The following is a 21,158-nucleotide window of genomic DNA, read 5'->3' on the forward strand; positions in this document are numbered from 1 at the left end:
TCGTCGAGGAACGCGTACGCGTGGAGCGTCGCGGTCAGTCGACGGACGTCGGAGCCGGTCGTGGATCAATGTCGCCAGGTCATGTCATCGATGGTAGGCGGTTCACGCCCCCTCGCCCACCGATTTACCGGTGACCGCCGAGGGAGTGACCGTCGCGGGGGCGAGCGCGAAGGTGGTGATGACCGCGGCGTGGTCGGAGGGCCAGTCGTTGTCCTCGACGTCCGGCCACGGCCGGATGCCGCCGGTCACCAGGGTCCGCGAGTCGAGCACCCGCAGGCCCCGGTGGAGCACGAAGTCGATCCGGTCCTGCGGTTCCGGCCGGCCGCTGCCGTCCTCGTGCTCGGCGTGCACCGGGGACCAGGTGTGACCGGGCTGCCGTACGGGGTCGGGGTGCGCCTGCCGGTAGGAGTCCGCGAAGCCCGCCTCCTCGGCGGCCCTGGTCACCGGCCAATCGACGTCCGGCCGGTCCAGGTGGGAGGGGCAGTTGAAGTCGCCGACGAGGACGACGGGGACGTCCGGGCTCTCCCCGATCCGGCGCAGGGCGTCCCCCAGCCGCGCGAGCCGGCCCTCCTCGTGCGCGGTCAGGGTGTCCGCGCTGAGCCCGTCGAAGGCGGCCTCGTACGGCCCGTAGGGCGCGCAGTCCAGGTGGACCGTCCACACGTCCACGTCCACGTCCACGTCGACCTCGACCTCGACGCCCACGCCCGCGTCCACATCGCTGCCGCAGACGCGGACCCGGACGCCCGCCGCCCCGTAGAAGCCCACGTCCGGATCGCCGAGGCCGGCCGTGATCGGGTGGCGGCTGATGATCCCCAGGTTCTCCCCCGCCCGGTGGTGATGCCAGCCGAGGGCTTCGGCGAGCTCCTCGGCGGCCGTGCCGTACGTCTCCTGGAGGCCGACCACGTCCACGTCGGCCTCGGTGAGGACCTTGAGCTGCTTGGCCCGGTGGTCGCGGACCTTGGTCCCCCCGTACCAGAGGTTCCACGTCATGACGCGCAGCCGTTGCGGCAGCAGGGAGCGGAGCCGGTCGGCGGTGACGCCTTGCAGGCCGGCCACGACGGTCCGGCCGGGGGCCGGCGCGATCGGAGCGAGGGAAGGCACCGCCAGCACCGCGCACCCGGCCGCCTCGGCGGAGGCCACCCCGGTCTCGGTGTCCTCGACGGCCACGCAGGCCGCGGCGTCGACGCCGAGGGCACGGCAGGCCGCGAGGTAGGGGTCGGGGGCGGGCTTGGTGTGCTCGGTGTCGTCGGCCGTGACGGTGACGGCGAACCGGCTCGCGCCGAGCGCGTCCAGCACGAGGTCGGCGACCGCCCGGGGCGACGCGGTCACCAGCGCGGTCGGCACGCTCTCCCGGGCCAGGGCGTCGAGCAGGGCGAGCGCGCCGGGGCGGGGCACGATCCCGACGCGCACGCGGTCCGCGAACTCGCGGTGCAGCGCCTCGGCGAGTTCGGCTTCCGGCCGGCCGGTGCCGGCGGCCAGCCAGCGGGCGGTGTGCTCGACGGGGCGGCCGAGCACCTGCGGCCGGTCCGCCTCGGTCAGCGGCCGTCCGGCGACCCGTTCCACCGCCTCCCACCACAGCCGCTCGGTGTCGACGAGCGTGCCGTCCATGTCGAACAGGACGGCCTGGAGCGGGAGTCGGGTCACGGTCTCCTCTTTCGGAACGGGGTCAGGAAGCACGTTCGGCCACGAGCACCGGGCGGTCCGGCAGGGACACGGTCACCGCGGTCCCCGCCGCCAGGCCGGCGGCCTCGTGGGCGGGCAGGTCGGCCTTGACCTCGGTACCGTCGGCGAGCCGGACGGTGAGCCGGACCGCCGCGCCCAGGAAGGAGGTGGCGACCACGCGCGCGTCCCCGGCGTCCCCGGCCCGCACCCGCACCGCCTCCGGCCGCAGCAGGGCGTCCACCTCGGTCACGGCCGGCACCCGGCCGTCGACGGGCAGCCGCCGCCCGAGCACCTCGACGGTGTCGCCGTGAAGGCGTCCGGGGATCCGGCTCGTCGTGCCCACGAACTCGGCGACGAAGGCCGTGGCGGGCCGCCCGTACAACTCGGCCGGGGCGGCGCACTGTTCGAGCCGTCCGGCGTGCATCACGGCGACCCGGTCCGCCATGGACAGGGCCTCCTCCTGGTCGTGGGTGACGAACAGGGTGGTGATGCCGAGCTCCTGCTGGAGCCGCCGGATCTCCTCGCGCAGCGTCAGCCGCACCTTGGCGTCGAGGGCGGAGAGCGGCTCGTCCAGGAGCAGGACCCGCGGACGCAGGGCGAGGGCGCGGGCCAGCGCGATGCGCTGCTGCTGCCCGCCGGAGAGCTGGTGCGGGAACCGCGCGCCCTTGTCGGCGAGCCCCACCAGCTCCAGCAACTCCGCTGCCCGTGACCGCCGTTCGGCCGTGCGCACCTTGCGCATCCGCAGCCCGAAAGCCACGTTGTCGAGCGCGTCGAGGTGCGGGAAGAGGCTGTACGACTGGAAGACCATCCCGGCGTCCCGGCGGTGGGCCGGGATCCGGGTGACGTCCTCTCCGTCGACGAGCACCGCACCGGAGTCGGGGTGATCGAATCCGGCGAGCACCCTCAGCGCGGTGGTCTTGCCGCAGCCGGAGGGGCCGAGCAGGGCGAGGAGTTCACCCGGCCGGACGGTGAGGTCGAGGCCGTCGAGGGCGACGGTCGGACCGAACTCCCGGCGCAGCCCCCGGAATTCGACGGTCGCCGCCTGCTTCGCGGCCTTGGTCGCTGTCGTGTCGAGCACGGTCATGGTTCATCCCCGGGAAGTAGGACGGGTGCGCCCGCCGAAACCGGCGAGGACGAGGAGGAGTGCCCAGGTCACGAGCAGGCTGAGCACGGACACGGCGACGGACAGCTGGGCCTGCGAGCCGCTGACGTTCACGATCCAGACGGCGAAGGGCCGGAAGCCGAGCAGCTGCGCCACGGTGAACTCACCGAGCACGAGAGCCAGGGTGAGGAAGGAGGCGTTGAGCAGCGCGCCGCGCAGGTTGGGCAGCACGGCCCGGACCAGGGCCTGCGGCCAGTCGGCGCCGCAGCTGCGGGCGGCCTCGACGAGGGTGCGCACGTCGACGGAGCGCAGCCCCGCGTCCAGGGCGCGGTAGACGAAGGGCAGCGCCATCACCACGTACGCCAGCACGAGGACGACGGGAAAGCCGGGGTCCTGGATCGCCACGAACGTCTGGAACAGCGGGGTGCGCGAGAAATGCTCGGGTCCCCACTTCAGCACGGTCCCGATGCCGGCCACGAAGGCGATGGGCGGCACCACCAGCGGCAGTGAGCACACCACCTCGACGACCGGCCGCAGCCGGGGCGAGCCCAGCCGCAGCGCCACCATGGCGGGCACCATCAGCAGCAGGACGACGGCGATGGTGGCGGCGGCCAGCTCGAGCGAGAGCAGCAGACTGGACCCGAAGCCCGCGGTGGAGAAGATCTGCGTGTAGGCGTCGAAGGTGACCCCCTGCCCGGGCACGTCGACGGTGAAGACGACCGACGCGGCCAGCGGCACCAGGAAGTACAGTCCGGCGAGGCCGAGGACGCCCCACCGCCACAGGTTCAGGCGAGCCATCGCGCGCTCCGTCGTTGCAGGGGCAGGTACACGGCCATGACCAGTCCGGCGACGAGGACCATGTCGAGGCTGAGGGCGAGCGCCACGTTCTCCTGCCCGACGAGCACGTTGCCGGAGATGGCGTCCGCTATCTGGAGGGTGACCAGCGGGATGGAACTGCCCACCATGGCCGCGGCGGTGGCGTACGCGGCGAAGGCGCTGCCGAAGAGCAGCACGAGGCCGCCGAGGAGCGAGGGCAGCAGCACGGGCAGGGCGACGTGCCGCCAGTACTGCGCGGACGTCGCGCCGTTGTTCTGCGCCGCCTCACGCCACTGGGAGCGCAGTCCCTCCAGGGCTGGGGTGATGGTCAGCACCATCAGCGGGATCAGGAAGTACAGGTAGACGATCACCAGTCCCCAGAAGCTGTACAGGTCCCAGCCCCGGTCTGTGAGACCGAACCGCCGGGTCAGCACACCGGCGTTGCCGAGGGTGGCGACGAAGGCGAACGCCAGCGGGATCCCGCCGAAGTTGGCCAGCACTCCGGACGCGGTGAGCACGGCCTCGCGCAGCCCGCGGAAGCGGGAGGTCACGACGGCCTGGGCGAGCGGCAGCCCGAGCAGGACCCCCAGCGCGGCCGACACGGCGGAGAGTTTCACGCTGCCGAGCAGGGCCGTCAGATACGCGCCCCGCAGGGAGGCCGTCAGGTTGTCGGCCGTGTAGGACGTGGCGCCCGTGGCCGGGTCCTTGACGGTGAACGCGCCGTCGAGCATGGCCGCGGCGGGCAGCCCGAAGGCGAGCGCGGTGAAGGCGAGCAGCGGGACGACGGCGAGCCAGCCGAGGGCACGGCGCCGCCGCGCGACCGGAGCGGCGGCCGCCGTGTCGGCCCGTACGGCGGCGGCGGTCATCCGGAGACGGCCTTGGCCCAGCCCTGCCCGAGGACCGTCTTGGCCTTGCTCTGCTGGGCCTCGGTCGGGAAGGCGGGCGTCCCGGACACCTCGGGCAGCTTGGCGGCCGCCGCCTTGTCGAGGGTGCCGGCCTTCTCCATGGCGGTCATCAGGGCCGGCCGGGCGTACCCCTTGAGCCACAGGTTCTGGCCCTCGGCGCTGTAGAGGTACTCCTGCCACAGGCGGGCCGTCGCCGGGTGCGGGGCGTCCTTGTTGATCGCCTGGGAGTAGTACTGGGAGAACTGGCCGTCGCTCGGCACGGACACCTTCCAGTCGACGCCCTTGGACGTGAACTCGTCGGCGTATCCGGCGTTGAGGTAGTCCCAGTCGATGCTGATGGGCGTCTCGCCCTTCTCGACGGTGGCCGGGGTCGACTCGACGGGCGTGTAGTTGCCGTTCTTCTTCAGCTTGGCGAAGAAGTCGAGGCCGGGCTGGATGTCGTCGAAGGAGCCGCCGCTCGCGAGGGCCGCCGCGTAGACGCCGCCGAACGCGGAGCCGGACTTGGTGGGGTTGCCGTTGAGGGCGACCTGGCCCTTGTACTGCGGCTTGAGGAGGTCCGCGAAGGTGGTGGGGCAGGCCTTGACGCGCTTGGCGTCGCAGCCGATGGAGATGTAGCCGCCGTAGTCGTTGTACCAGCGGGCCTGCGCGTCCTTCTGGCCCTCGGGGATGTCCGCGAAGGAGGCCACCCGGTAGGGGGCGAGCAGCCCCTGCTGGGCCGCGCTCAGCGCGAAGGAGCTCCCGAGGTCGAGGACGTCCGGCGCGCGGTCCTGGCCCTTGCGGGAGGTGACGGCGTTGATCTCGTCCTGGCTCGCGCCGTCCGGGTTCTCGACCGCGACCTTGATGCCGTACTTCTTCTGGAAGCCGTCTATGAGGGCGCCGTAGTTGGCCCAGTCGCGGGGCAGCGCGATGGCGTTGAGCGTCCCCTCCTTCCTCGCCGCCTTCACCAGCGCCTCGAGTCCGCCGAAGTCGGCGGCGGAGGCAGCGGTGGCGGCGTTCTTGCCGTCGGCGGTGGTGGAGGTGGTGTCGGGGGCGGCGCCACAGGCGCTCAGGGCGAGTGCGGCGACGGCGGCAAGGGCACCGCCACGGACGGCGGTTCTCGGCAGGGGCACGGTCACGGCTTCTCCAGGGGACGCGCGAGAATGCAGGAGACAGGGCGGGATGGGACGAACTTGTCTGAACAAGTTGGCCCCAGTACGCACGCCGCTGATGTCCCCTCGGTAAACACCGGCGAAACCCTGAGCCCCGATTTCACAGACAGTTGCGGCTGCCGCGGAGCAGTCGGGCAGGTCGACTAGGCTGGTCAGGCTGTATACAGCCGACGCAGAGGGGAAGCATGGCCGCGCGACACGAGGAGATCGCCGACGAGCTGCGCCGGGCGATCGGCCGCGCGCAGTACGCGGTCGGCGCCCGACTGCCCGCCGAAACCGACCTCGCGGCCCAGTACGGCGTCTCCCGCGGCACGGTCCGCCAGGCCGTGGCCGCACTGACCGCCGAGGGGCTCATCGGCTCCCGCCAGGGGGCCCGCCGCGTGGTCCTGGCCAGCCGCCGCAGCCAGAGCTTCGCCGAGCTGCGCAGCTTCGCCCAGTGGGCGCGCGCGATGGGCCGCGAGGCGAGTGGCCGGGTGATCGACCAGGAGTACCGCCCGGCCACCGCCGAGGACGCCGTACGTCTGCACCTGCGCGACGGCACGCCCGTGCTGCACGTCCTGCGGCTGCGCGGCCTGGACGGCGAGCCGGTGCTTCTGGAGCGGACCGTGTACGCGGACTGGATCTCCCCGGCCGTCGAGTCGATCGATCCGGACTGCCCGTCCGTGACCCAGCGTCTCCTCGACGACACCGGCCTGGTCTTCGCCTACGGCGAGCACGTCATCGACGCGGTGGCGGCGGGAGCGCGGGACGCCGGACTCCTCGGCGTCCGCCGCACGAGCCCCCTGCTGCGGGTACGCCGGGTCACGACGACCCGCGAGGGCAAGCCGGTGGAGTGGTCGGACGACCGCTACCGCTCGGACGCGGTCAGCTTCAGCGTGCGCAACTCGACAGGCAGCAACCCGCTGGCCCGCAAGCCCGCCGAGTAGCCCCGGACCGGCTCACGCCGACAGGTCGCCAGGCTGACAGGGACCAGGGGGCGCAGGCTGACGGGGACCACGCGCAGCCCGACGGGGACCGTCCCGGACCGGCGGCGACCACGCGCAGACCGACCCGGACCAGCACAGGCCGACCGCGACCACGCGCAAGCCGGCGCAGGTCGGCGCAGGTCACACGGCGACCGGGCTCAGGCCGGAGCAGGCCGACGAGGACCGGGCTCGGGCGCCGGCTCAGGTCGGTGAGCCCGCGGAGAAGCGGCGCAGCAGCGGGGAGAGCACCAGCACGGACTTCGTCCGCTCCACGAACGGCTCGCCCGCGATGCGTTCCAGCACGCGCTCGAAGTGGCGCATGTCGGCGGCGAAGACCTGAGCCACCGCGTCCGCCTCACCGGTGACGGTGGAGGCGGCGACGACCTCCTGGTAGCGCTCGAGCCCGCGCTGGATGGTCTCCGGGGAGGTGTTGCGCCGGCAGTAGATCTCGACGAAGCCCTCGGTCTCCCAGCCGAGGGCCGCGGGGTCGACCCGCACGGTGAAGCCGGTGATGGCGCCGGTGGCCCGCAGCCGGTCCACGCGCCGCTTCACGGCGGGCGCGGACAGGCCGACCAGCTGCCCGATGTCCGCGAAGGAGCGGCGGGCGTCCTCGGCGAGGGCGTGCACGATGCGTTCGTCGAGATCGTTCAGCACAGTGGGTCGTTCACTTCTCGGATGGCGCGGGGTCGCGGGTCGGGAGCGGCGGTGGCCGCACAGGAAGTAGAACACGAGCCCGGCCGCCGTCCGGACACCCAAGACCTTCCGGCCCAGGGCCGGAAGGTCCGGGGAAGGCCGGGGAGGCGGGGACACCGAAGGCCCGCGGCTTCTCGGGACGGGGCCGGCGCTACCAGCTGGCGTGCAGCGGCTTGCCCTCCGCGTAACCTGCCGCGCTCTGGATACCGACGACGGCCTTCTTTGCGAACTCCTCGAGGGAGGCGGCGCCCGCGTAGGTGCAGGAGGAGCGGACGCCCGCGATGATCGAGTCGACCAGGTCCTCGACGCCCGGGCGGACCGGGTCGAGGAACATCCGGGAGGTGGAGATGCCCTCCTCGAACAGCGCCTTGCGGGCCCGGTCGTAAGCCGACTCCTCCGAGGTGCGGTTGCGGACGGCCCGCGCGGAGGCCATGCCGAAGGACTCCTTGTAGGGGCGGCCGTTGGCGTCGTGCTGGAGGTCGCCCGGGGACTCGTAGGTGCCCGCGAACCAGGACCCGACCATCACGTTGGACGCGCCGGCGGCGAGCGCCATGGCCACGTCGCGCGGGTGACGGACCCCGCCGTCGGCCCACACGTGCTTGCCGTACTTGCGCGCCTCGGCCGCGCATTCCAGGACGGCCGAGAACTGCGGCCTGCCCACGCCCGTCATCATGCGGGTGGTGCACATGGCGCCGGGGCCGACGCCGACCTTGATGATGTCGGCGCCCGCCTCGATCAGGTCCTTGACGCCCTCGGCGGAGACGATGTTGCCGGCGACGACCGGCACCTGCGGGTCGAGCGCGCGCACGGTGCGGACGGCGCTGATCATCGACTCCTGGTGACCGTGCGCGGTGTCGATGACGAGCGTGTCCACGCCCGCGTCGAGCAGCTGCTTGGCCTTGCCCGCGACGTCGCCGTTGATGCCGACGGCCGCCGCGATGCGCAGCTTGCCCCGTGCGTCGACGGCCGGTGTGTACAGGGTGGCGCGCAGGGCGCCCTTGCGGGTCAGGATGCCGGCGAGCTTGCCCTCCCGGTCGACGGCGGGGGCGTAGCGCCGGTTGGCCGCGTCGAGGGTGTTGAAGGCCTCGCGCGGGTCGATGCCGGCGTCCAGGAGCAGCAGGTCGCGCGACATGACGACCTCGAGCTGCGTGAAGCGGTCGACGCCGGTGAGGTCCGCGTCGGTGACGACGCCGACGGGGCGGAAGTCCTCGTCGACGACGACGCCCGCGTTGTGCGCGCGCTTGGGCAGCAGGGCGAGGGCGTCGGCCACCGTCTGGTGCGGGGAGAGCACGATGGGGGTGTCGAGCACCAGGTGCCGGCTCTTGACCCAGCCGACGACGTCGGCGACGACGTCGATGGGGATGTCCTGAGGGATCACCACCAGTCCGCCGCGCCGGGCCATGGTCTCGGCCATCCGGCGGCCCGCGACGGCGGTCATGTTGGCGACGACCAGCGGGATCGTGGTGCCCGTGCCGTCCGGAGCGCCCAGGTCCACGCTCTGCCGCGACCCGACGGCGCTGCGGCTCGGCACCATGAAGACGTCGTCGTAGGTGAGGTCGTGGGCGGGCTGGATGTCGTTGAGGAAACGCACGTGCTGCACATCCCGGTAGATCAGAGGTGACCCCCGGACAGGTCAGCCAGGGGGAGAAGCACGTACTTCATTCTCCCACGAAGGCGGCGATGTGATGCCCGGACGGAACGTCCAAGCAGCTCACGGGGGTGTTAGGAGGATCCTCCGAGGGCGAGCACGACTGACAGCGCGGGAGCCCGGTCCGCCGCCGCGGCGAGCACCTCCTGCGCGATCTCCCACTCCTCGGGCCGCTCCTTGGCGTACGACCGCCAGTTCCGCACGATCACCAGCACCGGCCCTTCCTCGGGTCCGTCCGGCAGGCCGGTGAGACTGTCGGCGAGGGCGTCCCAGTTGCGCGCGAACCGGTCCGGCAGCTCCAGGTGCCGGGCGCAGCGGTCCATCAGGTCCGCTTTGTCGGTGACGCCGTCGAGGTCCAGCGTGAGCACGTGCTCCGTCATGCAGGCACCGTCCTGAGCCAGTCGTGGGGGGGTGGGGGAACGACGAGAAGGGGGCGGGGAACGAGAAGGGCGGGGGGGACGGCGGAGGGGGCGCGGGGGAACGGCAGAGGGGGCCGGCCCCGCGACCGGCCCCCTCTGATCGTTCGTCAACTCCCGTCCGGATCCGTCCGGTTGAGGGCCGGCTTGGGTGTCGGCCCCGCCGTCATCAGATAGTCGGCCGCGGAGGTGTCCGTCACCAGGCTGGTCACGAGCCCGGACCGCAGCACCGCGTCGATCGCGGCGGCCTTGCGCTGGCCGCCCGCGATCGCGACGACCTCGGGAATCCTGCGCAGCTGGTCCGTCTTGACCGTGATGCACCGCTCCCCGAGGTCGCGTCCGACCCTGCGGCCGTCGGCGTCGAAGAGGTGCGCGGACATCTCCGCGGCGACGCCGAGCGAGGCGTAGTGCGCCCGCTCCTCGTCGCTGAGCATGTCGTGCACCGTGGAAATGCCCGGCTCCCAGGAGCCGATGGAGACACAGGCGACCGTGACCTTGTCGAAGTACTCGAAGGCCCGGGCGATCCCGGTCTGGTGGCGCAGCGCGGTCGCGGTGGCCACGTCCGGCAGCAGCATCGGCGCGTAGATGGGGTGCGCGTCGCCGCCGGACACCTGGGCGGCGCGGCGGACGGCCTCGACCGAGCCGCGCTCGGCGGTGCCGGCGTCGTACACCCCCGTCAGCTGCACGACCGTGCAGGGCGGCAGCCGGTCCAGCGCCGCCGCCATGTGGATGGTGGACCGGCCCCAGGCCAGCCCCAGCACGTCCCCCTCGTCGACCAGTTCGCCGAGCAGGTCGGCGGCCACCTCTCCCAGGTTCTCCGGATCCGTGGCCTCCTCGGCCTCGGCCGGGGACTCGACCACGACGGCGTGCCTGAGGCCGTAGCGGGCGCGGAGCGCGTCGGAGCGCTCGGCGTCCAGTTCGGCCGGCACGCGGATCTCGATCCGTACGAGATCCCGTTCCAGCGCGGTCTCCAGCACTCGGGCCACCTTGAAGCGGCTGACGCCGAACTCCTCCGCGATCTGGATCTTGGACTTTCCCTCCAGGTAGAAGCGGCGGGCCATGGCCGCCGCCTGCACCAGCTCAGCGGGTCCCATCCGCATGGCTGACCGGCCCGCCGACATACCCGACACGGCGATCTCCTCACTGCTGTTCACACTCTGGATACGCCGTTCATCCTCGCAGATCCGGCGCAGTTGATCAGCTCTGATGAGAGCCGTTCACATTCCTGTCGGTAACTGGTGGGTTCAGTGGCGGCACGCCCAGGAGGCTCCCTCGGTCGCCTTCTCCGCCTGAGCCCGCAGGCCACGGACCGCCTCGGCCGGGTCGTCGGCCGCGTAGACGGCGGATCCGGCCACGAAGACGTCGGCGCCCGCCTCGGCACACCGCTCGATCGTGGCGGCCGACACCCCGCCGTCGATCTGCAGCCAGAGGTCGAGTCCGTGCTTGCTGATCAACTCGCGGGTGCGGCGGATCTTCGGCAGCATGATGTCGAGAAACGCCTGACCCCCGAAGCCCGGTTCGACGGTCATGATCAGCAGCATGTCGAGTTCGGGCAGCAGGTCCTCGTACGGCTCGATCGGCGTCGCGGGCCTGAGCGCCATGGAAGCGCGGGCGCCCTTGGCGCGGATCTCGCGTGCGAGCCGCACCGGGGCGGCGGCCGCCTCGACGTGGAAGGTGACGGACGAGGCACCCGCCTCGACGTAACTCGGGGCCCACCGATCGGGGGCCTCGATCATCAGATGGCAGTCCAGCGGGGTGTCCGTCGCACGGGCCAGTGACTCTACGACCGGCACACCGAGCGTGAGGTTCGGTACGAAATGGTTGTCCATCACGTCGACATGGAGCCAGTCGGCTCCTTCGACCGCCTTCGCCTCGTCCGCGAGGCGGGCGAAGTCGGCGGACAGGATGCTGGGGTTGATCTGCACGGCCATGACCCAAGCCTGCCATGCCCCCCAGGGGTTGCGGGCACCGGTTCCGCGGCGGGAACGTGGTGCGTCGTCCACGGGCCGGCCATGACCGGTCGCGCGGGCCCCCACTCCTGTCGCAGAACGCGGTCCCGCACGGCGGCGAGAGCGGCGACAGACCGGCTCGGGGAGTAGCCATGGCCGAGAACCGCGGTATCGCCCACCTGGTCTGCGGGCGGCGCGCGAAGTGGCTGGTGCTGGCGCTGTGGGTGGTGGTGCTGTTTCTGACGGCGCCCTTCGCGCAGAAGCTCACCGACGCGCAGGACAACGACGCGGCGTCCTGGCTGCCGGGCTCGGCCGAGTCCACGCAGGTCCTGGAGATCTCGAAGGACTTCCGGCCCGAACAGATCCCCGCCGTCGTCGTCTACGCCCGTGACGGGGGCCTGACGGCGCAGGACCGTGCCGCAATCGACCGGGACGCCGCCGAGCTCAGGCAGCTCGCCGACCACGGCATCCGCGGCGCCGAGACCCGCGGCCCGGTCTACGACCGTGCGGCCGGTCCACGCGCCGCGCAGATCTTCGTGCCCATCACCATGGACGAGCAGGGATGGCAGCGCATCGCCCCGGCCGTGGACTCCGTCCGGGACGTCGTCGGCGACGGCGGCGCCGGACTGGCCGTGCACATCACCGGGCCCGGCGGCGCGTCGGCGGACTTCTCGGAGGCCTTCGAGGGCATCGACTCCACGTTGCTGATGTCGGCGATGGCGGTCGTCGTGGTCATGCTCCTGATCACGTATCGCAGCCCCAGCCTGCTGCTCGTCCCGGTGATCGGCGTGGTCGCCGCCCTGTTCACCGCGCAGGCGCTCATCTACTTCCTCGCCCAGCACGCGGGCCTCACGGTGAACGGGCAGAGCGCGGGCATCCTGACCGTGCTCGTGTTCGGCGCGGGCACCGACTACGCCCTGCTGCTGGTGGCCCGCTACCGGGAGGAGCTGCGCCGTCACGAGGACCGGCACGAGGCGATGGCCCTGGCCCTGCACCGCGCCGGTCCCGCGGTCCTGGCGTCGGGCGCCACGGTCGTCCTGAGCATGCTGGTGCTGCTGGCCGCCGAGATGAACTCCACCCGCGGCCTCGGCCCGGTCGCGGCCATCGGGGTGGCGGTGGCCCTGATCGCGATGGTGACCCTCTTCCCCGCCCTGCTGGTCATCTGCGGTCGCTGGATCTTCTGGCCGGTGATCCCGCACTTCGGGTCGGACGAACCGACCGAGCGCGGCGTCTGGGCCCGCACGGGCCGCAGTTTCGCCCGCCGTCCGCGCATGATCTGGGCCGTGACGGTTTTGGTGCTGGCGGTCTGCTCGCTCGGCCTGATCCAGCTGCGCGCCGAGGGCATCAGCAACGCCGACGCCTTCACCGGCACCCCGGACTCGATCACCGGCCAGAAGGTGTCGGGCCGGTACTTCCCCGCCGGCAGCGGGGATCCGCTGGTGATCGTCTCCGACCAGGACCGGGCCGGACAGGTGCGCCGGGCGGTCGCCGCGACCGAAGGCGTCGTGCCGGCCTCCCTCGGCGTGCCGCCGGGCGCGAAACCCGTCCACGACGGCCAGGTGCTCATCGAGGCGACCATGACCGCGCGGGCGGACAGCGAGGCCGCGAAGCAGACCGTGGAACGGGTCCGGGACGCGGTGCACGAGGTGCCCGACGCCGACGCCCAGGTGGGGGGCGGCACGGCGGCCCTGCTGGACATGGACAAGGCGACCACGCACGACAACCTGCTGATCATTCCGCTGGTCCTGGTCGTGGTCCTGCTGATCCTCTGCGGCCTGCTGCGCGCCCTGATCGCCCCGCTGGTGCTGGTGGGGACGGTGATCCTGTCCTTCGCCGCGGCCCTCGGCATCAGCGCGCTGGCGTTCCGCCATGTCTTCGACTACGCGGGCGAGTCCACCGACTTCCCGCTGTTCGTCTTCGTGTTCCTGGTGGCCCTGGGCATCGACTACAACATCTTCCTGACCACCCGCATCCGCGAGGAGGCCGCCCGGCAGGGCACCCGCGCGGGCGTGGTGACGGGCCTGGCGGCGACCGGCGCCGTGATCACCTCGGCGGGCCTGGTGCTGGCCGGCACCTTCGCCGCCCTCGGCACGCTGCCGATGGTCGCCTTCGCGGAGATCGGCTTCGCGGTGGCCCTGGGCGTGCTGCTGGACACCTTCATCGTGCGGTCCGTGCTGGTCACCTCGCTGTTCCTGGACATCGGACCGAAGGTGTGGTGGCCGCACCGGCTGTCCCGGGAGCCGGCCGAGAATCCGGAGACGGCCCGGACGTCCCGGAGGAACCCGCAGACCGAGACGGCAGGAGACGCAGAGCCCCCCGAGACCGTACGGGACGAAGAGGCCCCGTAGACGCCCGGGACGACGAGCCCTTTGCATGACCATGCGAGTTCATGCATAATCTTCCTATGTCCAAGGTCCTCACCTCCCTTCCCGCCGGCGAGCGCGTCGGCATCGCCTTCTCCGGCGGGCTCGACACCTCCGTCGCGGTCGCGTGGATGCGCGACAAGGGCGCCGTCCCGTGCACCTACACCGCCGACATCGGTCAGTACGACGAGCCCGACATCGCCTCGGTGCCCGGCCGTGCGAAGACCTACGGCGCCGAGATCGCGCGCCTGGTCGACTGCCGCGCCGCGCTGGTCGAGGAGGGCCTTGCCGCGCTCACCTGCGGGGCGTTCCACATCCGCTCGGGCGGGCGCTCCTACTTCAACACCACCCCGCTCGGCCGTGCCGTCACCGGCACCCTCCTGGTCCGGGCGATGCTCGAGGACGACGTCCAGATCTGGGGCGACGGCTCGACCTTCAAGGGCAACGACATCGAGCGGTTCTACCGCTACGGCCTGCTCGCCAACCCGCACCTGCGGATCTACAAGCCCTGGCTCGACGCGGACTTCGTGACCGAGCTCGGCGGCCGCAAGGAAATGTCTGAGTGGCTCGTCGCCCACGACCTGCCCTACCGGGACAGCACGGAGAAGGCGTACTCCACCGACGCCAACATCTGGGGCGCCACCCACGAGGCCAAGACCCTGGAGCACCTGGACACCGGCGTCGAGACCGTCGAGCCGATCATGGGCGTCCGGTTCTGGGACCCGTCGGTGCACATCGCCGCCGAGGACGTGACCATCGGCTTCGACCAGGGCCGCCCGGTGACGGTCAACGGCAAGGAGTTCGCCTCCCCCGTCGACCTGGTGATGGAGGCCAACGCCATCGGCGGCCGGCACGGCCTCGGCATGTCCGACCAGATCGAGAACCGCATCATCGAGGCCAAGAGCCGCGGCATCTACGAGGCGCCCGGCATGGCCCTGCTGCACGCGGCCTACGAGCGCCTGGTCAACGCGATCCACAACGAGGACACCGTCGCCCAGTACCACAACGAGGGCCGGCGCCTGGGCCGTCTCATGTACGAGGGCCGCTGGCTGGACCCGCAGGCGCTGATGATCCGCGAGTCGCTCCAGCGCTGGGTCGGCGCGGCCGTCACCGGCGAGGTGACCCTGCGGCTGCGGCGCGGTGAGGACTACTCGCTCCTCGACACCACCGGTCCGGCGTTCAGCTACCACCCGGACAAGCTGTCGATGGAGCGCACCGAGGACTCCGCGTTCGGCCCGGTGGACCGGATCGGCCAGCTCACCATGCGCAACCTGGACATCGCCGACTCCCGCGCCAAGCTGGAGCAGTACGCCGGCCTCGGTCTGATCGGCACCGGCAGCCCCGCCATCGGCGCGGCCCAGGCGGCGGCGACCGGCCTCATCGGCACCATGCCGGAGATGCCGGAGGGCGGTGCCGAGGCGATCGCGTCGCGCGGCGAGGTCTCCGAGGACGACGCGCTGCTGGACCGCGCCGCGATGGAGTTCGGCACGGACTGACCCCGCCGGGGCACCCGTCAACGCAAGAGGCCGGTCGCACACCGAGGGTGTGCGGCCGGCCTCTTGCGTTGTGCCTCTACGGACGGACCTGATCAGCCGGTCTTCCTGATCAGGGCCAGGTACATGGCGTCGGTGCCGTGCAGATGCGGCCACAGCTGGACGTCCGGTCCCTCGCCCAGCGCCGGCACGCCCGGCAGCAGCGGCCGCGCGTCGATCAGCTCGGCCTGCGGGTACTGCTTGAGGACGTCGGAGACCACGGCCCGGGTCTCGGCCAGATGCGGCGAGCAGGTGGCGTACCCGACGACGCCCCCGACCCGGACGGACTCCAGCGCGGTCCGCAGCAGCCCGCGCTGCAGCGGGGCGAACCCGTCGAGGTCCTCCGGCCGGCGCCGCCACCGCGCCTCCGGCCGCCTGCGCAGCGCGCCCAGACCCGTGCACGGCACGTCCATCAGCACCCGGTCGAAGGACCCGGGCCGCCACGGCGGACGCGTGCCGTCGGCGGCGATGACCTGACTGGGCCCGGGATTGCCGGCCAGCGCCTTGGCGACCAGCCCCGCCCGGTGCGGCTGCTTCTCGGCGGCGAGCAGGACGGCCCCCCGCTCGGCGGCGAGAGCGGCGAGCAGCGCGGCCTTGCCGCCGGGGCCGGCACAGCCGTCCAGCCACTTCGTGTCGGGACCGTCGAGCGGCGCGGCGGCCAGGGCGAGAGCCACGAGCTGGCTGCCCTCGTCCTGCACCCCCGCCCGCCCGTCCCGTACGGCGTCGATGGCGCCGGGCTCGCCGCCCTCGGTGAGCCGCACGGCGTACGGCGACCAGCGCCCGGCGACCGCCGCGTCCTGCCGGAGCAGCTCCTCGGTCGTGGCGCGCCCGGGGCGGGCGACGAGCGTCACCTCGGGCCGCTCGTTGTCGGCCTCCAGCAGGTCCTCGATGCCGGCCCGCCCGCCGCCCAGGGAGTCCCACAGCGCGGAGACCACCCAGCGCGGGTGCGAGTGCACGACGGCGAGGTGGTCCTCGGGGTCGTCGTCGTAGGGCGGTGCGACCTTCTCGATCCACTCGTCCAGATCGTGCTGGGCGACCTTGCGCAGCACGGCATTGACGAACTTGGCGCGCCCGTCGCCGAGCACGACCCGGGCGAGGTCCACGGAGGCGGACACGGCCGCGTGGGTCGGGATGCGCGTCCCCAGCAGCTGGTGCACACCGAGGCTCAGGACGTCGAGGACCGGCGGATCGACCTCACGCAACGGCCGGTCGACGCACGCGGAGATGACGGCGTCGTACGTGCCCTGGCGGCGCAGCGTGCCGTAGACCAGCTCGGTGGCGAGCGCCGCGTCACGCCCGTCGAACTTCTCGGGCCCCTCCTTCTCGCGTGCCTTGCGCAGCAGCGGCGGCAGCACGAGGTTGGCGTACGCGTCCCGTTCGTCCACGGCACGCAGGGCCTCGAAGGCCAGCAGACGGACGGGGTCCTTCTGGGGCCGGCGGTAGGGCTTTCCCGGCTTACGGGGACGGTGGGGCTGCTCGCTCACGAGAAAGGTGCTCCGGATTGCGGGAGGGAAAGGTGCGTCGACAAGGGTGCGTCGGAGGAGCTGCGTCGAGGGCACAGCGGCCGGCGGAAAAAGGTGCGTCCAGCGTACGTCGGAGGCCGGCGCTACGCCCCGACGGCCTCGTCGTCCCCGATCCGGACGCCCCGCGCCCAGTCGGCGGCCCGCATCGGCTTCTTCCCCTGCGCCTGCACCCACAGCAGCTCGACGGCGTACGAACCGGTGCCGACGTGCACGCTGTTCTTGCCGACGGCGAGCGCCCCAGGAGCGAGGTCGGTCCGCTCGGGAACGGGCCGGACCTGGATGAGCTTGAGCCGCTCGCCGCGGAACGTGGTCCACGCGCCGGGGGCCGGGGTGCAGCCCCGCACCACACGGTCGACGCGCAGGGCCGGCGTGGCCCAGTCGACCTGGGCGTCCTCCACGGTGATCTTCGGCGCGAGGGTGATGCCGTCACCGGGCTGCGGCACGGCCTTCAGGGTGCCGTCCTCGATGCCGTCCATGGTCGCCGCGAGCAGTCCGCTCCCGGCGAAGGCGAGCCGGGTGAGCAGGTCGCCACTGGTGTCGGTGGGTCGGATCTCCTCCGTGATCGTCCCGTACAGCGGCCCGGAGTCGAGCCCCTCCTCGATGAGGAAGGTGGAGGCGCCGGTGATCTCGTCCCCGGCCATGACGGCGTGCTGCACCGGAGCGGCGCCACGCCAGGCGGGCAGCAGCGAGAAGTGCAGGTTGACCCATCCCCGCGCCGGGATGTCCAGCGCCACCCGGGGCAGCAACGCCCCGTAGGCCACGACCGGGCAGCAGTCGGGCGCGATCTGCCGCAACCGGTCCAGGAACTCCGGATCCCGCGGCTTGACGGGCTTCAGCACCTCGATGCCTGCCTCCTCGGCCCGCTGGGCCACGGGCGAGGCGACCAGCCTGCGTCCCCGCCCGGACGGCGCGTCGGGCCGCGTGACGACAGCGGCCACCTCGTGCCGCCCGGAGGCGATGAGAGCGTCCAGGGCGGGAACGGCGACCTCGGGGGTACCGGCGAAGACGAGCTTCATGAGTGGGCGGTGCCTCTCGAGAGGACGAACGACGGGCAACGCACAAGTTTATGCCGCCCACGAAACCCCAGGACCCGCCCGGCCGACCACCCCGCCCACTCCCCAGCGGGGGGGCGTACGCATATGCCCATACGCCCCCACACCGTGACCAGCGGAGCGAACCCGCGTTGGTCAAGAAAGAGTTGACACACCTTCTTCAACGCCGGTTCGAGAGGCTTGTTCATGGCCGACCATGCAACCCACGACGCCCAGGCCCGGGCCAGCCTGCACTTGCTGGTGCGGGACATCGAGCGCGTCCGCCGGCAGGTGGACGCACTGCGCACCCTCACCGCGCAGCTGGGCAACGTCTACCGCCCCCGCCGCTCGGGCCCCTCCACGGGCTTCGTCGTCTACGGACGCGCCCCCGCGCCGACGGTCCGCCTCGCCCAGGAGCTGCGGGACAGCGTCGAGACCCTGGTGACCGCGGCGGTCGACTTCGACCGTTCACTGGGCTTCTCGTGGGACGCGGTGGGCTCCGCGCTCGGGGTCACCAAGCAGGCGGTGCACCGTCGTTACGGCGCCCGCCGCGCGGCCGCCGCCCAGACGGCCACCGCCGAGGCGGAGCGGCCGACGGAGCCGGCCGGCGCGCGCACGGTCAGCGTGACCACGAGCCTCCCCACCGTTCCCACGGTCCCCGCCGCCCGCTCGATGCCGACCCAGCCGACGGCCGGCAGCCCGTCCCTGCGCGACGAGGCGAGGCCGACCGCCTTCCCCGGCCCCCGCAACGGCTGACGCCCGCACCTCCCCCACCCCACCCACCTGCCCTCTCGGCCCCTCCGAGAGGGCAGTCGCACACCACCGCCACCGACCCCGCTTGCCGCTCCACCACCGCTTCGACGCCGCCACCACACCCACGCCGCCGCACCCCATCACTCCCCCGGCACCCTCACCGGATCGGCCCCGCACCCCGCACCAGCGCCACATCGACGCCGTCACCGGCCCCTCTCCCCGCTCTCGGGACACCGCGCCCCATCGCGCTGCCCCCGACGCCGCAGGCCACGCGGCCTCGGCTCGCGCCACTCCGGCGGGACGCATCGCCGTCGCGTCTCCCTCCCGTCTCTCCCCCTCCCCTCGCTCCCCCTCACCCGATGTCCGGCGGATCGATCCGTACCCGCACGGCCTCTTCCGCGCCCCGCCCGGAACGCCCCGCTCCGCCCGTCCGGGCCATCCTTGCCGCCTGCGCCGCCTTCAACGCGGCCGCCAGAGCGGCTCCACTGCCCGGCGGCACCCGGATCAGCGCCCGCTCCCACTGCTCCCCGGGCGGCGGCGCCCCCGGACGGCGGGGCCGCCCCGCGGGTGCGGCCGGAACCGGGACCGGCCCCAGCACCTCCGCCTGGCCGGGCAGGTCGACCGCGGCGAGGAACGCGGTCACCGCCTCCGACGTCCCCGACACCGCCGCCATCCGCGACACCGGCGGGAAACCCAGCTCGGCCCGCTCGGCGAGCTCCCGCACCGCGTGTCCCACGGGATCCCAGCGCACCAGCGCCTGCACCGGCCGCAACGTCGGCTCTGCCACGACGACCACCGTCCCCCCTCCGCCCTGCGGCCGCACCAGGGCGGCGGCGGCGATCCAGCGGCGCAGCGCGTCCTCCCCGGCCCGCAGGTCGGGCCGACCCAGCATGGCCCAGCCGTCCAGCAGCAGGGCCGCCGTGTACCCGCCCTCGGCGACCGGCTCGGCACCGGGGGTGGACACCACGAGCGCAGGCGCCCCCGGCACGGTGTCCAGCACATGCTCACGCCCCGATGTGCGCACCGGAACGGCGGGGAACGCCCTCCCCAGCTCCTCCGCCGTCCGCCGCGCGCCCACGACCTGGGCCCGCAGCCGGAACGAGCCGCACTCGGGACAGTGCCAGGCGCCCTCCTCGCGCCCGCACCAGCCGCACCACAGCGCGCCGCCCACGCCGCCGCCGTCCCGCGCCTCGAGCGGTCCAGAACAGTGCCGGCACCTGGCGGCGGCCCGGCACTGCGCACAGGCCATCCGCGGCACGTACCCGCGTCGGGGCACCTGGACGAGTACCGGCCCGTCCTTCAGACCCTCCCGAACCGCCTGCCAGGCAAGGGTGGGCAGCCGGGCGGCCCGGGCCGCCTCGTCCCGGGCGAGATCCTGGTCGCCCACGGTCCGCACCAGCGGGGCGGTGCGGCGCACCTGCTCCCTGGTGGCGACCAGCGGCCGGGCCCACCCGCTCTCTACGAGTTGAGCGCCCTCCACGGTGCAGCTCCAGCCCCCCATCAGGAAGCCGCACCGGTCCTGAGCCGCCCTCAGCAACAGCACCTCCCGCGCATGGGGCTGCGGCGCGTGCAGCTCGCTGTGGCTGTCGTCCCCGTCGTCCCACAGGGCGAGCAGGCCGAGGTCCTGGACCGGCGCGAACATCGCGGCGCGGGTCCCGACGACCGCCCGCACGGACCCGCGCCGCACGGCGAGCCACTCCCGGTACCGCTTCTCGGGACCGGCGTCCGCGGTGAGCAGCGCGTGCCGCCCCTCCCCGAGCGAGGCCGTCAGCGCCGCGTCGACCCGGGCGGCCGCCCGCCCGTCGGGGACGACGACCAGCGCGCCGCGCCCCGAGGCGAGCGTCGCGGCGACCGCCCGCGCCAGCTCATCGCTCCACTCGGGCCCGGGCAGCGCGTTCCACACTGCGCGCGGAGATCCGCCGGAAGCCAGGGACTCGAGAAACGCGCCCCCTCGCTCGTACCGCTCCCAGGAGCCGGGGGCCGGGGGTGCGGGCGGCGGCAACGGCGCGGGGGACGGCCGCTGCTCGGCCCGGGCGTTGCGCGGCGGGACGGCGAGCTGCAGCACGTCGGCCAGGCTCCCGGCGTACCGGTCGGCGACGGCCCGCGCCAGCCCCAGCAGCTCCTGGCTCAGCACCCGCTCCGGCGACACCACCTGGGCGAGCGCCGCGAGCGGCCCGGAGTAGTCGGACGCGGCACGCCGCTCGATGAGGAACCCGTCGATGAGGCCCCCGCCCTCGCGGCGGCCCTCCCGCACCCGCCCGCGCCCCGCGCCGAAGCGGACCCGCACCCGCACCCCCGGCTGTGCGTCGGCGTCGAGTTCGGCCGGCACCGCATAGTCGAAGTACCGGTCCAGATGCAGCACGCCCTTGTCGACGAGCACCCGAGCGACCGGCAACTCCTCGGCGAGCGCGGCACCCCGCCAGGTCCGGGGCTTGGCCCGCGGCGCCTTGGCCTGCCGGACGCTCTCCCGGATCAGCGCGAGCTGCTCCGGCGGCGCGCCCTCCCCGGCCGCACCACCGCCCCCCTGCCCGTTCTCGCTGCTCACACCTGCATTCTTACCAAACCCCACTGACAACCGAGGGCGCCCGAAGGCGCCCCGAAGTCGCCCTCCCGAGGTCAAGCCGGCCGCAGCACAGGTCCTGCCCGGTTTCA

General features: G+C 73.1%; 17 protein-coding genes. 4 read left to right on the plus strand and 13 right to left on the minus strand.

From position 1 onward, the window contains the following. Positions 1–102: 102 nt before the first annotated feature. Genes QA802_RS08510 through QA802_RS08530 form a run of 5 tightly spaced genes read right to left on the minus strand, consistent with a single transcriptional unit; the run spans position 103 to position 5,600 of the window. Positions 103–1,644 (minus strand): HAD-IA family hydrolase, encoded by a 1,542-nt coding sequence (locus QA802_RS08510; protein WP_334519521.1) that lies wholly within the window; start codon positions 1,642–1,644, stop codon positions 103–105. 22 nt (positions 1,645–1,666) lie between these two features. Next, a complete protein-coding gene (locus QA802_RS08515; protein WP_334519524.1) occupies positions 1,667–2,746 on the minus strand; it encodes an ABC transporter ATP-binding protein in 1,080 nt (359 codons plus the stop codon). Between the two features lie 3 nt (positions 2,747–2,749). Beyond that, positions 2,750–3,562 carry an ABC transporter permease gene (locus tag QA802_RS08520; protein ID WP_334519527.1) on the minus strand — a complete coding sequence of 271 codons (813 nt, stop codon included), beginning with the start codon at positions 3,560–3,562 and terminating at the stop codon, positions 2,750–2,752. Beyond that, positions 3,550–4,446 carry an ABC transporter permease gene (locus QA802_RS08525; RefSeq protein ID WP_334519530.1) on the minus strand — a complete coding sequence of 299 codons (897 nt, stop codon included), beginning with the start codon at positions 4,444–4,446 and terminating at the stop codon, positions 3,550–3,552. The genes QA802_RS08520 and QA802_RS08525 overlap by 13 nt, the downstream gene beginning before the upstream one ends. Beyond that, entirely contained in the window at positions 4,443–5,600 is a 1,158-nt protein-coding gene (locus QA802_RS08530) for an ABC transporter substrate-binding protein (RefSeq protein ID WP_334519533.1), read from the minus strand. Before QA802_RS08530 ends, QA802_RS08525 begins: the two co-directional genes overlap by 4 nt. A gap of 218 nt (positions 5,601–5,818) precedes the next feature. Between QA802_RS08530 and QA802_RS08535 the strand changes: the two genes are divergently transcribed. Then, complete coding sequence (locus QA802_RS08535) at positions 5,819–6,559, plus strand: GntR family transcriptional regulator (RefSeq protein WP_334519536.1); 741 nt, start codon at positions 5,819–5,821, stop codon at positions 6,557–6,559. Between the two features lie 240 nt (positions 6,560–6,799). Here QA802_RS08535 and QA802_RS08540 read toward each other — a convergent pair whose 3' ends face one another. From QA802_RS08540 to rpe, 5 genes are all read right to left on the minus strand, one after another. Continuing rightward, positions 6,800–7,252, minus strand: coding sequence for an Lrp/AsnC family transcriptional regulator (locus QA802_RS08540; RefSeq protein WP_020128883.1), 453 nt, complete (start codon positions 7,250–7,252; stop codon positions 6,800–6,802). Positions 7,253–7,442: 190 nt separating this feature from the next. Then, positions 7,443–8,882, minus strand: coding sequence for a GuaB1 family IMP dehydrogenase-related protein (locus QA802_RS08545; RefSeq protein ID WP_334534425.1), 1,440 nt, complete (start codon positions 8,880–8,882; stop codon positions 7,443–7,445). A 131-nt stretch (positions 8,883–9,013) separates the two neighbouring features. Further along, on the minus strand, positions 9,014–9,319 hold the full coding sequence (locus QA802_RS08550; protein WP_334519539.1) for a barstar family protein: 306 nt from the start codon (positions 9,317–9,319) through the stop codon (positions 9,014–9,016). 146 nt (positions 9,320–9,465) lie between these two features. Beyond that, positions 9,466–10,509 carry a sugar-binding transcriptional regulator gene (locus tag QA802_RS08555; protein WP_334519541.1) on the minus strand — a complete coding sequence of 348 codons (1,044 nt, stop codon included), beginning with the start codon at positions 10,507–10,509 and terminating at the stop codon, positions 9,466–9,468. A gap of 90 nt (positions 10,510–10,599) precedes the next feature. Further along, on the minus strand, positions 10,600–11,286 hold the full coding sequence (gene rpe, locus QA802_RS08560; protein WP_334519543.1) for a ribulose-phosphate 3-epimerase: 687 nt from the start codon (positions 11,284–11,286) through the stop codon (positions 10,600–10,602). A gap of 170 nt (positions 11,287–11,456) precedes the next feature. Here rpe and QA802_RS08565 point away from each other — a divergent pair, with 170 nt between their 5' ends. Continuing rightward, positions 11,457–13,652, plus strand: coding sequence for an MMPL family transporter (locus QA802_RS08565; protein WP_334519546.1), 2,196 nt, complete (start codon positions 11,457–11,459; stop codon positions 13,650–13,652). 56 nt (positions 13,653–13,708) lie between these two features. Continuing rightward, positions 13,709–15,163 carry an argininosuccinate synthase gene (argG, locus tag QA802_RS08570; RefSeq protein ID WP_334519549.1) on the plus strand — a complete coding sequence of 485 codons (1,455 nt, stop codon included), beginning with the start codon at positions 13,709–13,711 and terminating at the stop codon, positions 15,161–15,163. A gap of 92 nt (positions 15,164–15,255) precedes the next feature. Here argG and QA802_RS08575 read toward each other — a convergent pair whose 3' ends face one another. Beyond that, positions 15,256–16,683, minus strand: coding sequence for an RsmB/NOP family class I SAM-dependent RNA methyltransferase (locus QA802_RS08575; protein WP_334519552.1), 1,428 nt, complete (start codon positions 16,681–16,683; stop codon positions 15,256–15,258). Positions 16,684–16,805: 122 nt separating this feature from the next. Further along, entirely contained in the window at positions 16,806–17,738 is a 933-nt protein-coding gene (gene fmt, locus QA802_RS08580) for a methionyl-tRNA formyltransferase (RefSeq protein ID WP_334519555.1), read from the minus strand. 222 nt (positions 17,739–17,960) lie between these two features. On the opposite strand from fmt, the gene QA802_RS08585 reads away from it, so the two are divergent. Beyond that, on the plus strand, positions 17,961–18,509 hold the full coding sequence (locus QA802_RS08585; protein WP_319166022.1) for a hypothetical protein: 549 nt from the start codon (positions 17,961–17,963) through the stop codon (positions 18,507–18,509). 349 nt (positions 18,510–18,858) lie between these two features. Here the strand turns inward: QA802_RS08585 and QA802_RS08590 are convergent, their stop codons facing one another. Next, the gene (locus QA802_RS08590) at positions 18,859–21,051 is read right to left on the minus strand and encodes a primosomal protein N' (protein WP_334519564.1); all 2,193 of its coding nucleotides are present in this window, start codon (positions 21,049–21,051) and stop codon (positions 18,859–18,861) included. Positions 21,052–21,158: the final 107 nt, after the last annotated feature.

This window comes from Streptomyces sp. B21-105 (assembly GCF_036898465.1).
Lineage (GTDB): Bacteria > Actinomycetota > Actinomycetes > Streptomycetales > Streptomycetaceae > Streptomyces.

Coding starts and splice junctions, on each gene's coding strand:
- fmt (WP_334519555.1), bottom strand. CDS start 17,738: ATGAAGCTCGTCTTCGCCGGTACCCCCGAGGTCGCCGTTCCCGCCCTG.
- QA802_RS08525 (WP_334519530.1), bottom strand. CDS start 4,446: ATGACCGCCGCCGCCGTACGGGCCGACACGGCGGCCGCCGCTCCGGTC.
- QA802_RS08585 (WP_319166022.1), top strand. CDS start 17,961: ATGGCCGACCATGCAACCCACGACGCCCAGGCCCGGGCCAGCCTGCAC.
- QA802_RS08550 (WP_334519539.1), bottom strand. CDS start 9,319: ATGACGGAGCACGTGCTCACGCTGGACCTCGACGGCGTCACCGACAAA.
- QA802_RS08520 (WP_334519527.1), bottom strand. CDS start 3,562: ATGGCTCGCCTGAACCTGTGGCGGTGGGGCGTCCTCGGCCTCGCCGGA.
- argG (WP_334519549.1), top strand. CDS start 13,709: ATGTCCAAGGTCCTCACCTCCCTTCCCGCCGGCGAGCGCGTCGGCATC.
- QA802_RS08515 (WP_334519524.1), bottom strand. CDS start 2,746: ATGACCGTGCTCGACACGACAGCGACCAAGGCCGCGAAGCAGGCGGCG.
- rpe (WP_334519543.1), bottom strand. CDS start 11,286: ATGGCCGTGCAGATCAACCCCAGCATCCTGTCCGCCGACTTCGCCCGC.
- QA802_RS08535 (WP_334519536.1), top strand. CDS start 5,819: ATGGCCGCGCGACACGAGGAGATCGCCGACGAGCTGCGCCGGGCGATC.
- QA802_RS08565 (WP_334519546.1), top strand. CDS start 11,457: ATGGCCGAGAACCGCGGTATCGCCCACCTGGTCTGCGGGCGGCGCGCG.